This window comes from Rhodohalobacter sp. SW132, assembly GCF_003390325.1.
GTDB lineage: Bacteria > Bacteroidota > Rhodothermia > Balneolales > Balneolaceae > SW132.
This window is the reverse complement of record NZ_QUOK01000004.1, coordinates 180,106-195,781: the sequence shown is the minus strand read 5'-3', so window position 1 is coordinate 195,781 and position 15,676 is coordinate 180,106. Positions and strand designations below refer to the sequence as shown.

The following is a 15,676-nucleotide window of genomic DNA, read 5'->3' as shown; positions in this document are numbered from 1 at the left end:
TATTAAAGAATGAATTATACCCTTGGGGCAGACTTTTCCACACTGTGTGCGAATACCCGGAAATGATTATCTTTTTATTCAGCAAATCTTAACGTGAATTGAACAGAACCTGATTATCAGATGGATACACCTGATTTATCACACGCCCGGAAGGCGCTACAAAAATATTGGGGGTACGATTCCTTTCGGCCGAGCCAGGATGAAGTGGTTCAATCTGTTCTCGATGGCAAAGATACGCTGGTTCTGTTTCCAACCGGTGGCGGAAAATCACTTTGTTACCAGGTGCCCGCACTGCTTTTCGATGGCCTTACCGTGGTGATTTCCCCTCTCGTTGCCCTGATGCAAGACCAGGTGGATCAGCTCAAAAAAAATGGTATTCGGGCAACCTTTATCAACAGTACGCTTCCCGGATATGAGGTTGAACAGCGGCTGGTCAATGCCCGAAACGGAATGTATAAACTTCTGTATATCGCCCCGGAAAGACTCACTACAGAACTCTGGAAACATGAACAGCAAAACCTGAATATCTCCTTGCTGGCTGTAGACGAAGCACACTGTATATCAGAATGGGGACATAGTTTCAGGCCCAGTTACAGGCAGATACGAGAGGAACTGGGGGACGCGGCGGATCAGGTACGCTGGATTGCACTCACCGCTACCGCAACTCCAGAGGTGAAAGACGATATCATTAAAAACCTCGGGTTTAAAAATCCCACGATCATAGCAGGTGGATTTGGCAGAGAAAACCTGTTGTGGTGGGTCAATCAAACCCCACAGCGCCGCCGTTCACTATTAAATGCTGTACAAAAAGGAGCAGAAAAAGGCAGCGGAATCGTGTATTGCAGTACAAGAAGAGACTGCATGAAATGGGCAGCTGAATTCTCAAAAATCGGGATAATATCGGAGGCATATCACGCAGGCCTGCAGAGCAGTGACAGAGAAGCAATTCAGAAACGGTGGATCAGCGGTAAGACTCCAGTTGTGGTATCAACCAATGCGTTTGGTATGGGAATTGATAAAGCCGATTGCCGGTTTGTCATCCATCACACCATGCCGATTTCGATCGAGGCATTTTACCAGGAAGCGGGACGTGCAGGGCGTGATGGTGCCGAAAGTTATCCAATTCTGATCTATAAATCGGGAGATGCAGAACTTGCAAAAAAACGAATTGAAGGGGGGTATCCCGAATATAAAATCCTTCAAAATGTGTATAACGGACTTTGTGATGAACTGGAACTTGCCATCGGCAGTGAATCCATCAAACCGGAACCGGTCAGCTACGATCGCGTTGCCAAGAGAACCGGGCTTAAAAAAAAGCAGGTGGATGTGTCAGTCCGGGTTTTGGAAAGACTGGGAGTTTTAGAAAAAACGGAGCTGCATGTATCAAAAATCGGGGTGCAGTTTACAGCTGGCCGTCATTATATACGGACTCAAATTCAGAGCTCTGACTCAAAAAAAATGGAATTTCTGGATACGATCTTTCGTCAGTTCGGCGCCGATGCTTTTGAACAGATGCATTACCTGGATGAATCGTATCTGTGTGAAAAACTAAACGTCACACCGCGTCAGCTGGAGAAAGGTCTACACGTTTTTGCGGAGCATGACCGGATACTGAATGTTGAAAAACTTGGGGATCAGCCACTTATTCGGCTGATGGATGCACGAATGAAAAAACTCCAGATCGATCACAACGAAGCGTATCATTATCGGGATGTGCTACTGACCAAGCTCAATTATATGAAGCAGTATATTGAGACAGATGGCTGCCGTGAGCAGTTCCTGAGAACATATTTTGGCGAGACGGAGACTTCACCATGCGGTCATTGTGATAATTGCATTAAAGGTTCCGGTAACGGTGCCTATTCACCTGATGATCAAGAGATTAAACGGATGGAACAGCTACTGGATGACGGAACACACAGCCTCGATCAACTGGTTGAGGAGACCGGTTGGGCAAAATCGAAACTGAAATCAATACTGGGAATAATGGCTCGCGAGGAGCGGGTGGTGCGTGTAGAAGATGAGGGCAAGGTTTACAAACTCAGGAGATAAAGACACACTGAATTGTTTTGTAATACTCGTGAATGATCAGGTAGTATCGCGCACGGCCGGCTGGGTACGCTCTCCCTCCGTTTTTTCATCCAGGCGTTCCTGGAAAAGATCTCTCTTCGCTTTGATCCGGTTTTCAACTCGATCGATTCGTTCAAGCTGTTTGTCGGGCTGACGCTGAAAATAGTGATGTGATCGATTGAACCGATCTTCACTGACATCATATTTTTCATACACCTGCTCCACGAGATATTCCCGGGAAACAGGCCCGAGCTGATCATCAGTAAGCTGCTGGATAATCACCAATTCCGTAAAAATGTGGACATAGCGATCCTCATCAAGAAGATCTTCTGGCCTGTCCGGATCACTGCATGAAACGGCCACAGCTATCAATAGGAAAAATAAGAGAAACGAAAAATTACGACTCATTCGGATTTTTGGGATTAAGCGGCCTCATCACAATTTCATTAATCAGCATATTATCGGGTGTTTTGAGCAGATGCATGAGGGTATCAGCAACGTCTTCGGGCTGCATCATATTATCGTGCGTTTCCGATTCATCCACGTTATCAAAAAAAGAGGTGGCGATGGAGCCGGGAAACATACAACTTACTTTGATTTTATCATACCGAAGCTCCTTGAAAAGCGCCTCACTAAAACCGCGGACAGCGAACTTGGTTGCATTGTAACCCGATAGATTTGGATTACCGAGCATTCCTGCAATAGATGCAATATTGATAATGTGCGAGTGTGAGCCGGATCGCTTCATCAGCGGCACGATCTGACGGGTGAGATAAAAAATGCCGTTTACATTTACATTCATCATGGTCTCCCAATCTTCCAGCTTCAGTTCGTCTACGGGGCCAAACAAGCCGAGTCCGGCGTTGTTGATCAGAATATCAGGACCTTTGCCTTCGGTAAACGTTTTACCCACCCAGGAAGCAATTTTTTCGTGATCGGTTACATCCATTTTTACTGGCAGGAATGATTCGCCTAAAATGTTTTGCAGCTCCTTCAACCGGTCAATATTCCTGGCAAGTCCGTAAACGGTTGCTCCTTCCTGTATGAGTTTTCGGCTGAATTCTGTGCCAATTCCGCTGCTTGCTCCAGTTACAATGGCGATTTTGTTTTTGATATCCATAAAATAAATTATTGATGCGTTCAGGTGAATGTTTTTACTATATTCGGCTACAAAACAGAATGCAGTAAGAAACCATTTACGAAGATACATTTATAGGCAGTCAGATGGTAAGATTCAATGTATATAACCTTATCAGGATATGATTTTTATTGAGGCCGGAAACACAGCTGTAAAAGCAGTGAGAGTTCACCCTGAAAAATTTGATGAGATTTTCCGTGTAGAAACAGAGCAGCCAGCCCTTCTGAAAAAAGAGATGCAAAATCTAACGGATGGCGAACAGATTCTGCTCTCGTCTGTTCGGAAGGATATGACTGAGGTGATAAATGACACCCACAACCGCCTTAATGTTCAGCAGATCACATACAAAAACCTTGGCGTTGTATCACTGGATTACAAGACACCGGAGACTCTGGGAATTGACAGGGTTCTGGCGTGTCTTGGCGCGGCCACAGATGCTGGCGGAAAGGATGTTATTGTCATAGATTCAGGTACAGCCTGTACGATCGATTACATGTCAGGGGATTTTTCTTTCAAGGGAGGCGTGATCATGCCCGGTCTGGCGGTATACCGGAAAGGGATGCAGCAAATTTTGCCCGAGCTGCCGCAAACGGATCATTCACTGCCCGACCATTTCCCGGGGCGGTCAACAGAGGAGTCCCTTCGCTGGGGAGTTTATGGCGGATTTATTTACTCCATTGCTTCATTTGTAGAGAAGTACAGGAAACAGAACCCATCCGTAAAAATCTATAGTGCGGGTGGTGATGGCCTGAAACTTTCTGAAGATCTGCGAAAGCGATTTTCACTCAGCGTGAATTTTCGGCAAGAGCTGGTTTTTGATGGGATGAGAGCATACCTCAGCCTGAATAAAGAAAAGGAAGTATGATCCCCTTACCGATAGGATAAGGGATCATTGATTTCTTCAGTTCCTGCTGCGTTTTCTTTTACGCCCGGAAGTTGATCGGCTCTTCTGCTGATTGCGGCTCTTGTTGTTATTCTTCCTGGACTTTCCATTGTTGGAATTCTGCTGATTTTTGGGATCAGGAGGATTGTGATCCACAAGCGGGTATTCGTGGTCGTCTACAACCGGGATATTTTTCCCGATGAGTTTTTCAATATCACGGAGATATTCTTTTTCAACCGCATCACAAAATGAAAGTGCAGTGCCATTGGCTCCGGCACGGCCCGTTCGTCCAATTCGGTGAACATACGTTTCAGGAATGTTAGGTATTTCGTAGTTGATGACGTGTTTCAACTCATCTACATCAATACCGCGCGCGGCAATATCCGTTGCAACCAGAATACGGGTTTTCTGGTCTTTAAAATTACCCAGCGCACGCTGACGCGCCGTTTGTGATTTATTTCCGTGAATGGCTTCTGCTTCAATGCTGTTTTTGTTGAGCAGCTTTACAATTTTGTTAGCGCCATGCTTGGTGCGTGTGAAAACAAGTGCCGATTCGATTTCACTATCCTGCAGTACATCAAGCAGCAGTTGTTTTTTATTTCCTTTATCCACAAAGTAAATGCCCTGCGAGATCGCTTCAACGGTTGGCTCATTCGGGGTGATTTCTATTTTTACAGGATTATGCAGGATGGAGTTCGAAAGCGAAACAATTTCACGCGGCATGGTTGCAGAAAAGAAGAGGGTCTGGCGTTTTTTTGGCAGATCCGCCATAATCTTTTTCACATCATGGATGAAGCCCATATCGAGCATGCGGTCGGCTTCATCAAGTACAAAAACTTCTACATCCCGAAGTGAAATGTGCCCCTGGTTCATCAGGTCGAGTAAGCGTCCGGGTGTTGCCGTGAGAATGTCCACGCCACGGTTAAGTTCTTTTACCTGTTTTTTCTGGTTCACACCTCCAAATATCACGGTACTTCTCAGATCGGTATATCGGCCGTAATTTTTCAGGCTCTCATCAATCTGTATGGCAAGTTCCCGGGTGGGTGTTACAACCAGGCTGCGGATTTTCCTGTTTCTCTGGTTTGTATCCGTACTACTGCTCAGATTCTGTAAAATGGGTATAGCAAAAGCAGCGGTTTTACCAGTACCGGTCTGTGCTGATGCAAGGACATCAGTTCCTTTCAGGGCAATTGGGATGGCTTTTGATTGAACTGGGGTGGGCTGTGTGTATCCAAGCTCTTTTAATGATTTAAGAATTGGATCGATTAAATGGAGTGAATTAAATGTCATAAATAGTATAAAAATGAAAAAAGCCACGCTTTTCTGAGCGTGGCTTTAAAAAAGTGTACCGGAATATACGGATTATCTGTATGAACTCTGTTTCTGAATCCGGTTTATCTTGAGACGTATCCCACGATCTCAAGAGAGTAATCGGTGTAGGTTCGATATTCACCCCTGAGCCACAGTAAGGCCCGGTCGCTTCCGTCTGATGTTATATATGGACGGATGTTGTCTTCGGCAGAGTGTTCCGTTATGGCTTCCCAGTTCCAGTTTTCTCCACTGTCTGAGGTGCTGCCTTTAAAGATCTCGTATTGAGGCTCACCGGTCGATTCGCTGATCAGCGGCTCTCCGCTTTCCGGCTGTACATCAGTGGAGATATATACAATATCGGGATCGTCCGGATCGAGGACAATCAGCCCGGTGTATTCATCTTCATTAGCGTATAACCGGGTACCGGCGTAGGCAATTTCGTAATCATTCCACTGCTCGCCGTCCCACCGGGCGTACCGATAACGATGATCCATACCTCCTTCACCGGTACGGATTCGGTCTTTTGTAACGGAATAGGCGATATAAGGATGGCCGTCAGCGTCGATCCGGATATCACTCGTCCAGGGAATGTTCTCTTCATCCCCCTCAAAAATCATGGTGAAATCATCCGTTGTACGTTCGGTTTCAGCGCCATCAATCGCTCCAATTTCAGTACCTTCCGAATTGAACAGGCGATCATTTTCAACATACCCGTGATAGATGTTGTTTACAAAATCCCGGGGATGCGCATTGGTCGTTACAAAATGTATACGGCTCTGGCCATTACTTGCATAACGCGGATACGGGCGTTCACCTTCCTCAATAAACAGGCGGCCTAAATATTCCCAGCTATCGCCGTCATCATCAGAAACCATTACATTCGGGTGCCAGTCGATTCCGCGATGAAAATTGTAGGTTCGGTCATTATCCTGCAGATGATACAGGTTAGAGTAGGTTACAAGGTCACCCACATCTACTTGCTGAACCGGTCCCCACCGGGTTGGGTCACCCGGCTCTTCCGAAATTCTCCATTTGGAATATTCCCCGAAGTGACCTGAATAATTGATCAGGTACCGGCCGTCGGTTCGCTTAATGAGTGCAGGCTGTGCGTGATCATTCTGCTGGAATTGGTAGTGGATCGTGAGTGTATCACTTTCGGCGGACTCAAAGTTGTAGTGGGTTAGCGTGATGTCTCCTGTTGAGGAGACGGAACCAATCAGCAATTTTCCTTCATCGATGATAGCGCGTTCATCCTGGAACCAGCACCAGCCGCCATCGGGATTAAAGACGATCGGATCGCCTTCATACATGTCATACATGCGATCCGGTTCATCTGAACAGCTAACTATTATAAGACACAAAAATAACAGACAGGCAACGCTTTGATACCAAAAATTTGACATGACAGAAAATAGATTGTGATGATGTTTTATGTAGAGGTAATATCTACTGTAATGAGAAGATCAACCATCAAATCTACTGTAAATCTTGGCCGAAACGTAGGGTTTTCTGTGTTTAATTTATCTCATACTGATACCGATCCCGACATTTGCCACGGGATATTCTGAAATTGTGTACGAACCAGATAAAGCAATAAAGCCGAGCCTTACACGAAAACCGGCAAGAGCATGAATGGAGTTGTCCCCGCTGCTGGAGATGCTAATCGGGTCGTCAATTCGCTCAATGGCCTTTGATTCGGACTGCGACATGTTGGTATTGGGAACGGTTAACGGGTAGGCACCGCGGGTTGCAATCTCTGTAGTAGATGATTGAAAGCCAACCCCGGCAAACACACTGAGAATCGGAAGATTTCTTCCAACCAGCAGATTAGCAGTGTAGCCAGAAGATTGAAGCTCGATCTGCTGACCATCCCAAATTTCGGGCTGGTTTTCATACTGGTTATAAATATCACCGCCGCTTTCGGGCTGCACATTCGCATCTATATCAAAATTAAAACGGGTATAGCCGATTTGAACAGATAGGTCGATAGGCAGAACCGTGCCGCCGGGCAACCATTGGTTCAGGCCGTGTTTTGCTCCAATTCCAAAAAGGCTAACTTGACCGTTTACATCAGGAGGTGATACGGACGGCATAATTCTGAGCGAAATATCGGTGTCATTTGGAATTCCTATCGTTCCCTGGATCATAGGTGAAGGTACCAGGGGAAACCCCGTTCCGCGCGGCAAATTAAAAGAGAAAAGTTCTTCGGTTTGATTGGTTTGGGGATTCTCAAACGTACGTCCCACACGTACGCCTGTAACATCATCTCCGGCAATAGTAGGGGTGATTCCCGAACTGCTGAATAGTTCAAGCTCCTGAAACTGAGGTTCAAGGCTGGCTACATCAAATACTTCATCTGATGCAGGGACAAAAGCCATCGCACCGCTTATCCGAATATCGAAACCAAGAGTGCGGTAGGGTCGCGCCGAATTATTCCATCCTGTATTCAGGTTGGCTCCGAAGCCGCTTGTGTACGGACGCAGATAGTTTTCCAGAAGCAGGCTCGCATCATCCGTACCGGCTCTTACAAATTCACCAATATTGTTTACCTGGGCTGAACTGTTTTGCCAGGGCAGCATAAAAAACAGAGTGATAGCAAAGAGTGAAATATATTTTTTTAGCATGATATTTTGGTCTGATCTGCTCTATGATTTTATTTGACTACCAAATTGCCAAAAAATTAGAAGAGTTCAAACAGATTATTAAAAAATTTTAATTTATGCTCTCAAGCATATTCAGATAGGAGTCGTATCGGTCCGGATCGATTTCGCCTCGTTCAAACGCTTCGATAACACCGCACTTAGGTTCATGATTGTGAGTGCAGTTGTTAAACTTGCAGTGCAGCCTGGCCTCATGCATTTCCGGAAAAAAGATGGAGAGTTCATACGGTTCGATATTCACCAGTCCGAATTCTTTTATTCCGGGAGTATCCACAAGGTAGCTGTTCTCATTCAGAGAGAGAAGGCGGGCGTAGGTGGTTGTGTGTTTGCCTTTATCAGAATAGGAGGAGATATCACCCACCGCAAGATTGAGTGAAGGATCAAGGACATTAATCAAACTTGTTTTTCCGACGCCGGAGTGGCCGATAAAGACCGACGTTCTGTTTTGTAATTCCTCGCGGAGTTTCTCAATGGACGAGTCATCTTCTAAAGACGTTTGCAAGACCGGGTATCCGATTTCCGTGTACGTATCCGTGATGGAATGTATTTCGTTCAGATCTCTTTTATTTGCCAGGTCAGTTTTGTTGATGATAATCCCGGACGGAATTTCATACGCTTCGCAGGCAACCAGGAACCGATCGATAAAACCCCGTTTTATTTTAGGCTGGCGAATCGACTGAACCACCCAGGCGCGATCGATATTGGCAACAAGAATTTGTTCATCTTTGTTACTCCGGGTCGATTTTCGCGGAACATAGTTTTTTCGATCATGGATGGAATCAATCATACCGCTGCCATCATCACCAACGGTGAAATCTACATTGTCTCCCACAGCTACGGGATTTGTGACAGACTCCTCAACTAACCTGAATTTTCCGGGAATACGACAGTCAAAGATCTCTCCGTCAGAAGAAACTTTGTACCATTTACCCGTTGACTGTATCACTTTTCCGCTTTTTTTCATAGATCCAAAAATACATTATTTACGGATCATTTTTAGGGAAAATAATCAGTGCTTACGATTGTACATCTTTTAAAAATGGAAATTTTACTGCGTATTTATTCAGAAGAGAGGCAAGAGTGCTGAGGATGGCAAGCCCCCCGCTGATAGCACCCACATAGCGGTCCAGTACTTCGGGGGCTACCAGGCTCAGCCCAAGAATGGATAGGAAAATAAACGTGAGAATGGCATTTCTAATATGAGTGACGTTTCCGTTCTCTTTTCGGTCAATTTTAAACTTCTTTAGCAGTTCGCTGTTGGCCGCATTGGATGCAAAATTGGTGAAACTTTTACTAAACAGGCCAATCTCCTCATCCCGATAATTCATTCTGAAAATCCCTTTTTCAAGAAGCTCTGTGAGTACATCAAAATTGCGATAATTTACAAAGCCTTCGTTTGAATAATTGTACACCATCTGTTTTTCACGAAAAGAGAGTTTATCCCACAAATTCTGAAAATAAGCTTTGTTATATCGCTGAACTGAAAGCAGGAATTTCTCAAAATTCTTAAGCGGAAATACATTCTCTTTCGTTTCTGAAATTTCTTTACTGAGCAGGAGCGAAAGTTCCTCACGGTGTGGCCCGAATTCGACTTCGTTGTCAAGAATATTCAGAAAATCATTTTCTGCAAAGCGCTCAACAAGCTGCAACGAATCAATTCCGTAATGAATGGGGATTGTAATTGTACTGAATTGGCTCATCGCTTCCGACCAGTTCTGCATGGCCTGTTCAAATTCGGGGTCATCTTTTTTTGGAGTGATATTTCGCAGTTCTTTTACCGATTTGGATCCTGTTAGCACCAGCAAAATGTTATGCTTTTGGCAGATGTGAATAAAGGATGTCAGCCGGTTAATATTCTCTGATGAATTCAGTATATGGTCGATATTCATCAGCAGATAACTGTTGTTTTTTTCCTTTTCGGGAAAGATAGGAGCATTAAATTCCTCGGTGAGATTGGGAACAGACAAATCCAGAATGGTGAATCTGATTTTCTCATCAAAACGGGAGTTCAAAAAATCGAGTCCCTTTTGGTTGTCCAGCGTAACCAAATATGTTTTTGTACGGATCGATTCTATGAATTCGGTTTTATTCCCATAATCCCAATATTCAGTTAGAAAAAGCTGCCTTGCAAGAAGCCGTACGGAGATAAAAAACAGGTAGCCTATCAATAAAAATATCAGAAGATTCAGCAGATGTGCCGAGAACTCTTTTCCGTGTTCGTGCGTATGGTGATCATGCTGAAATGCACTTAAAATCGTGGCGCGATCTGAATAGATATAACGGTCAATCACGGGATATTCAATTCCGGTATAATTTACGAGCCACTGTCTCCGCTGATATTCCATTTGGTTGAGCAGCAGCTGCCGGTATGAAGAGGTTTCCTCATCCGTTAGGGGAGACGGCAGCTCGGGTTGAACCGGACGCTCATTTTGCACCGCCTGCTGCCAGATCACATTTTCATGATGAAAAGCTGAGTGATGGATGATATATCCCGGGATCAGCCCAACCACGAGCACCCAAAGTGTAAATGAGAATGCATAAACTGATTCGGAATTTACTTCATGGATTGATCCTGCCGTAATTCCGGATGCGAACCACTTTTTTACTTTGAATACAATAATCCCTGCAAAACCGGCCAGCTGAAATAGAAAAAGAGTTGTAATTAACCCAAACTTTCCGCCGCTCAAAGTTCCGGCGATATAGCTGAAACTGAGGAAAACAATTACGATTATGGAAATCAAAAATGGCACTTTCCAATAACGTTTTTTCTTCCAACTTTCCAGAAATTTCGACAGCAGCACATAACGATAGAGGGCAATAACAGCGACGGTTTCACAGAATAGGAAGACTACAAGCCAGAAATTATGAAAGTCGATTGTAAGGATATAGATGAAAAATAGCAGGTGTAAAAATAGAACAACAACCAGGTAAAAATACTGTTTCCTTCTTCTGACAGATGGCCGGAACCATGAGTATGCAAATGTTTTCAGGTTAAGGAAATGACTTGTTTTGCCGGATAGATAAAAGCTCGTGAAAATGAAAATAAATGATAGAATGAGGATCAGGTAGCCGGCTGAAGAGTAGAGAAAAATGGAGTAACTGCGCATGTAACGAAGATTTTTGTCCCTGAATGTAAGCATCCAGGCCGGCTCAATTTCGGAATCGATTCCAAATTCGAGGCGGTTGAGATGGGCTACGTAGTTTTGCCCTTCAAATGAGACCGGGACTTCAAGTGATCCAGCAAGACCCGGATTATTCCTCATCAGCGCGTATACCTGATCCCATTGATCGGAACTAATGGCATTTTTGATGTTTGGAATGTTGGTTCGGATGGATGGCGTTTGATAATAAACATCACCGGAGCTATTCATGATTAGATATTTCAGCCCGATGCGGTTCAGATGAACCGTATCTGCTTCAAAAAAGTGATTAAATCCAAATGTTATGGCCCTCACTTCCCCGTCGGTTTCACCCAGTTCCTCTTCGGATATCCGACGGCTAAGAACACCTTCCTGGATTCCATCTGAATATGAGTAATGAGACCCCAGCAGAAACTGATCTTCCCGTGCGTCCCGAAAATAGTATCTGCCGGAAAGGTTTGGAATATCCTGCATTTGATTCTCGGTTAAATCGGTATCCAAATCGCTGATTCTGAATCTGTTAACGTAACCGTCGGCCCGTATTTCAAATATTTCATTATATCTCAAGGCGGGATCGGCGGTTAGATCTTCATCTGAAAAGTAGGAGTGAAAAAGATCCGTATATCGGCCAAGTTCCGACCTTTGAAGATCAGTGACCTCTTCAATCAGCCGATCGATGTTCTGAAGATGTTCGGTCTTGATCTCATTTCTGCTCATGATATATGAAATTGAGAAACCGATAAAAACGGCAAGTAATACAATGGAAAGCCCGATTTGATAAACATGAGTTCGCAAAAGAGTATCCCCGCGTCCCATTCCCACAACTCTGAGAATAGGGAAAGAAATAATCAGCAGCATAAGCAGAGTGAACAACAGGTAGATTCCGGTGAAACTGATTTGCCTTCCCGCACGGTCGAACTTATCCTGGCTGATGGCTCCAAACAGGTAAAGACCCAGCGTGCCTTCTTCCGAGAGCGTCTGACTTTGCTCTTCGAGAGTGATCGGAACACGAAAAACCTGGTACTCCCGTGTTGAAATTGATATCTCCTCACGAATGGCACCCAGTTTCTCTGTTTCATCAAGATATTCCGGCGGAAGGGTGATGAGAGGGATTTCCGGGCTTGAAATAAGCAGTTTGCCGCTGCGATCGGTGAGAAATGTGAGATCGAAAAAATTACTTGGCGGCATCTGGTTCAGCAATGTTTGAAGCAGTTCACGCAGATCCGATTCAGAAATTTCATCGAAATTATAGGGTGGCTCTGTGCGAACACTCAGATTGTCCCAGCTGCTGAGTAGGTTGTTTTTGGTCAGTTCAAGACTGCGAAAACTTTGTTCCTGAAGCTGATCGCGGTTTTCGAGTATGGTAAAATACATATATCCGCTGAGTGCAAAAATTGCAACGAAAAGTATGGCCCATATTCGGTAACCTTCGATTTTCATACGAGGAGAGTACTAATGTTAACCCGAAATAATCTCTTAGATTTATACCTGTATAAAGCAACATAATTTTATGAAAATCAAGAAGGGGGAAATAATACGAATTAAGAACTGATTTTAAATTGATTAATACATGTTATTTAAGTGCAAAATAAACATTGAGAGAGTCATTGAATAATCTTAGCATTTTGCTGTTTTTGGATTTTACTACAGAAATCTGTTCAAACACACTCTTTGGAGTCCTGCGTATCTTCGGGCAATGCGGAAAAATTCTCCGCAACTTGATTAAAATCGTTACCGAAGAAGCATACATACACCTGAAACAAAAAAAAGCCGCATCAGGAATCTGATACGGCTTTTTTGGATCATTTCGATATCGGGGTCAATCCATCACAGCGACTTCTTTTCGGGCATCGCCTTTGGAATTGGTTCCATCAGCACTGCTTTTATGGCTATCAGGTACATGGAAGAACGTTTCAGGATCGGTCACCGGCTCCTCTTCGAGAACGAGGTCGAGCAGCGGATCCATCCGCTCAAGATATTCTACTTTCAGATCGCCCATGATTTCGTCCTCGATCTCTTCCACATCTTTTTCATTCTTTTTTGGAAGAACTACAGTTTCAATACCGGCCCGTTTAGCCGCCAGCACTTTCTCTTTGATTCCGCCTACAGGCAGTACCAGTCCGCGCAGTGTGATTTCTCCCGTCATCGCGAGAGTTCCTTTTACTTTACGCTGGGTAAAGATGGAAGCGACGGCGGAAAGCAGCGAAATACCGGCTGATGGCCCGTCTTTTGGTACAGCACCTTGCGGAACGTGAATGTGGAGATCCCAATATTTGAATGCTTCTTCCGGAATTCCAAGTTCTTCATACCGGGCGCGCAAATAACTGATCGCCAGCATCGCAGACTCTTTCATCACATCGCCAAGCTGACCTGTAATATGCAGTTTCCCCGTGCCGCGGCTGACGCTCGCTTCGATAAAGAGAATATCACCGCCGTATTGAGTCCACGCGAGTCCGGTTGATACACCGGGAACGGTTGTCCGCTCGGCCGCATCAGAGAAGAATTTGCGCTTACCGAGGATATCCTGAACATCGTTTACTCCAACGCTCATTTTTTCTATCTCATCGCTGGCAATTTTTGCTGCCACGTTCCGGCAGACGGATCCAATTTGCCGTTCCAGGTTCCGTACACCCGATTCGCGGGTATACTGCTCTATAATCCGTTCGATAGCAGCTTTGGAGATTTTAATCTGTTTCTTGTTCAGCCCGTTTTCCTCAATCTGTTTTGGAATCAGGTATTTTTTGGCAATCTGGACCTTCTCTTCAAGAGTGTAACCGCTGATGTTGATGATTTCCATCCGGTCACGCAGCGGTGCGGGAATTGTATCCAGCGAGTTTGCCGTTGCGATAAACATCACCTTGGAGAGGTCATATTCCAGCTCAAGATAATTATCGATAAAGCCGTTGTTCTGTTCAGGGTCGAGAACTTCCAGCAGGGCTGAAGTAGGATCGCCGCGGAAATCACTACCCACTTTATCGATCTCATCGAGCATCATTACCGGGTTTCCGGTGCCGGCTTTTTTCATGGATCGGAGAATTCGTCCCGGCAGTGCGCCGATATACGTTCTCCTGTGGCCGCGAATTTCTGCTTCATCATGAATGCCACCCAGGCTGAATCGCTCAAATTCACGGTTCAGCGAGCGTGCAATTGATTTTCCAAGCGAGGTTTTTCCAACTCCCGGAGGGCCGTAGAAACATAGAATCGGAGCTTTCATATCCTTTTTTAATTTCAGGACAGCAAGATATTCAACGATTCTCTTTTTCACCTTTTCCAGCCCGTAGTGATCTTCATCCAGAATATTTCGGGCGCGTTTCAGGTCAAGTTTATCTTTCGATGTTTCACCCCACGGCAGATCCAGAATCCACTCCACGTAGCTATGAATGATACCGTAGTTTGGTGATGAACTCGGCGTCATTTCAAGACGCTGAAGTTCCTTTTCAACCGTTTGTTTGGCATCATCGGTCAGCCCCTTTTTCTCGTTCAGTCGTTTTCTGAGAGTGATGATATCCTGCTGCTCACTATCTTCACCGAGCGCTTCCTGGATCGCTTTCATCTGCTGGCGCAGGTAAAAATCACGCTGCTGATCATCAATGTCAGACTTCACCTTCGTGCGGATCTCTTCACTTAAGTTCAGTACCTGGAGTTCCTTGTTCAGGTGTTCCATTACTGTTTCCAGCCGGTCTGAGAATTTTCTAACTTCAAGAATCTCCTGTTTTGCGGCAAGATCTACCTGCAGATTTGAGGAGATAAAGTTCAGTAAAAAGGACGGGCTCGAAATGTTGTTGATGGCAATCGAGGCCTCAGAAGGAATATTTGGGGAAAGATTAACAATTTTACTTGCCGTCTCTTTAATGGATCGGATGGAAGCATCAAGCTCCAGCCCTGAGAGGTCCATCTCCTGTTTGAAAGCCTCTACATCAGCACGGAAAAATGGTTGTTCCTGCGTGACTTTAAGCACTTCAAAGATGCTCTTACCCTGAATGACAATACTTTTACTACCATCGGGCATTTTAATGAGCTTTAGAATCTGGGCGACTGTACCCATTTTGTAAAGGTCATCTTTGGTGGGATTTTCCACCGATTCATCCTTCTGTGCTACCACACCAATGATTTTGTCATTTTCGTACGCCTCTTTTACCAACTCCAGTGAGCGATCCCGGCCTACGGTAATGGGGACCACAACACCTGGAAAAAGAACGGTATTTTTCAGAGGCAGAATGGGCAGATTATCCGGAATTTCAGATTCCGTTAAACGTTTTTCTTCTTCTTCACTCATCAGGGGGATGGCTTGTTCAAAGTCATCGAACCCATCATTTTGTTCGTCGAAAGAAGCTTCAATTTTAAATCGTTGATCAAACATATAGAATATTCGTTAGGAAATTTTTCATAGTGTCTGCAAACAGAGAGCCAAAAAAAGGCTTGCCTTCATAACGTCATAAGTTGTCTGCGGGTTCTGCCAAATTGTGATATAAAT

The 15,676-nt window shown here is 44.7% G+C and carries 10 protein-coding genes; 2 read left to right on the top strand and 8 right to left on the bottom strand.

Translation table 11 applies throughout. From position 1 onward, the window contains the following. Nucleotides 1-120 precede the first annotated feature (120 nt). Nucleotides 121-2,052, top strand: coding sequence for an ATP-dependent DNA helicase RecQ (locus tag DYD21_RS09875; protein ID WP_116035941.1), 1,932 nt, complete (start codon nucleotides 121-123; stop codon nucleotides 2,050-2,052). 36 nt (nucleotides 2,053-2,088) lie between these two features. Here the strand turns inward: DYD21_RS09875 and DYD21_RS09870 are convergent, their stop codons facing one another. Together DYD21_RS09870 and DYD21_RS09865 are read right to left on the bottom strand one after the other, a co-directional pair. Continuing rightward, nucleotides 2,089-2,478: a DUF4296 domain-containing protein gene (locus DYD21_RS09870; protein ID WP_116035938.1), complete on the bottom strand. Its 390-nt coding sequence runs from the start codon at nucleotides 2,476-2,478 to the stop codon at nucleotides 2,089-2,091. Next, nucleotides 2,468-3,190 carry an SDR family oxidoreductase gene (locus tag DYD21_RS09865; RefSeq protein ID WP_116036341.1) on the bottom strand — a complete coding sequence of 241 codons (723 nt, stop codon included), beginning with the start codon at nucleotides 3,188-3,190 and terminating at the stop codon, nucleotides 2,468-2,470. The genes DYD21_RS09870 and DYD21_RS09865 overlap by 11 nt, the downstream gene beginning before the upstream one ends. A gap of 139 nt (nucleotides 3,191-3,329) precedes the next feature. On the opposite strand from DYD21_RS09865, the gene DYD21_RS09860 reads away from it, so the two are divergent. Further along, nucleotides 3,330-4,073, top strand: a complete 744-nt coding sequence (locus DYD21_RS09860) for a type III pantothenate kinase (RefSeq protein WP_116035936.1) — start codon at nucleotides 3,330-3,332, stop codon at nucleotides 4,071-4,073. A 36-nt stretch (nucleotides 4,074-4,109) separates the two neighbouring features. On the opposite strand, the gene DYD21_RS09855 is transcribed toward DYD21_RS09860, so the two are convergent. The 6 genes from DYD21_RS09855 to lon form a co-directional block, all read right to left on the bottom strand. Next, nucleotides 4,110-5,381 (bottom strand): DEAD/DEAH box helicase, encoded by a 1,272-nt coding sequence (locus tag DYD21_RS09855; protein WP_116035933.1) that lies wholly within the window; start codon nucleotides 5,379-5,381, stop codon nucleotides 4,110-4,112. Between the two features lie 104 nt (nucleotides 5,382-5,485). Next, nucleotides 5,486-6,805, bottom strand: coding sequence for a BNR-4 repeat-containing protein (locus DYD21_RS09850; RefSeq protein ID WP_116035930.1), 1,320 nt, complete (start codon nucleotides 6,803-6,805; stop codon nucleotides 5,486-5,488). Nucleotides 6,806-6,922: 117 nt separating this feature from the next. Next, nucleotides 6,923-8,026 carry a DUF6588 family protein gene (locus DYD21_RS09845; protein WP_116035928.1) on the bottom strand — a complete coding sequence of 368 codons (1,104 nt, stop codon included), beginning with the start codon at nucleotides 8,024-8,026 and terminating at the stop codon, nucleotides 6,923-6,925. An 88-nt stretch (nucleotides 8,027-8,114) separates the two neighbouring features. Then, nucleotides 8,115-9,026, bottom strand: a complete 912-nt coding sequence (gene rsgA / locus DYD21_RS09840; protein ID WP_116035925.1) for a ribosome small subunit-dependent GTPase A — start codon at nucleotides 9,024-9,026, stop codon at nucleotides 8,115-8,117. Between the two features lie 52 nt (nucleotides 9,027-9,078). Continuing rightward, nucleotides 9,079-12,642 carry a hypothetical protein gene (locus tag DYD21_RS09835; RefSeq protein ID WP_116035923.1) on the bottom strand — a complete coding sequence of 1,188 codons (3,564 nt, stop codon included), beginning with the start codon at nucleotides 12,640-12,642 and terminating at the stop codon, nucleotides 9,079-9,081. A 379-nt stretch (nucleotides 12,643-13,021) separates the two neighbouring features. Continuing rightward, nucleotides 13,022-15,562 carry an endopeptidase La gene (gene lon / locus DYD21_RS09830; protein WP_116035920.1) on the bottom strand — a complete coding sequence of 847 codons (2,541 nt, stop codon included), beginning with the start codon at nucleotides 15,560-15,562 and terminating at the stop codon, nucleotides 13,022-13,024. Nucleotides 15,563-15,676 lie beyond the last annotated feature (114 nt).

Bases quoted from the DNA above. Each gene is read 5' to 3' on its own strand.
- DYD21_RS09875 (WP_116035941.1), top strand. From the start codon at position 121: ATGGATACACCTGATTTATCACACGCCCGGAAGGCGCTACAAAAATAT.
- DYD21_RS09870 (WP_116035938.1), bottom strand. From the start codon at position 2,478: ATGAGTCGTAATTTTTCGTTTCTCTTATTTTTCCTATTGATAGCTGTG.
- DYD21_RS09865 (WP_116036341.1), bottom strand. From the start codon at position 3,190: ATGGATATCAAAAACAAAATCGCCATTGTAACTGGAGCAAGCAGCGGA.
- DYD21_RS09860 (WP_116035936.1), top strand. From the start codon at position 3,330: ATGATTTTTATTGAGGCCGGAAACACAGCTGTAAAAGCAGTGAGAGTT.
- DYD21_RS09855 (WP_116035933.1), bottom strand. From the start codon at position 5,381: ATGACATTTAATTCACTCCATTTAATCGATCCAATTCTTAAATCATTA.
- DYD21_RS09850 (WP_116035930.1), bottom strand. From the start codon at position 6,805: ATGTCAAATTTTTGGTATCAAAGCGTTGCCTGTCTGTTATTTTTGTGT.
- DYD21_RS09845 (WP_116035928.1), bottom strand. From the start codon at position 8,026: ATGCTAAAAAAATATATTTCACTCTTTGCTATCACTCTGTTTTTTATG.
- rsgA (WP_116035925.1), bottom strand. From the start codon at position 9,026: ATGAAAAAAAGCGGAAAAGTGATACAGTCAACGGGTAAATGGTACAAA.
- DYD21_RS09835 (WP_116035923.1), bottom strand. From the start codon at position 12,642: ATGAAAATCGAAGGTTACCGAATATGGGCCATACTTTTCGTTGCAATT.
- lon (WP_116035920.1), bottom strand. From the start codon at position 15,562: ATGTTTGATCAACGATTTAAAATTGAAGCTTCTTTCGACGAACAAAAT.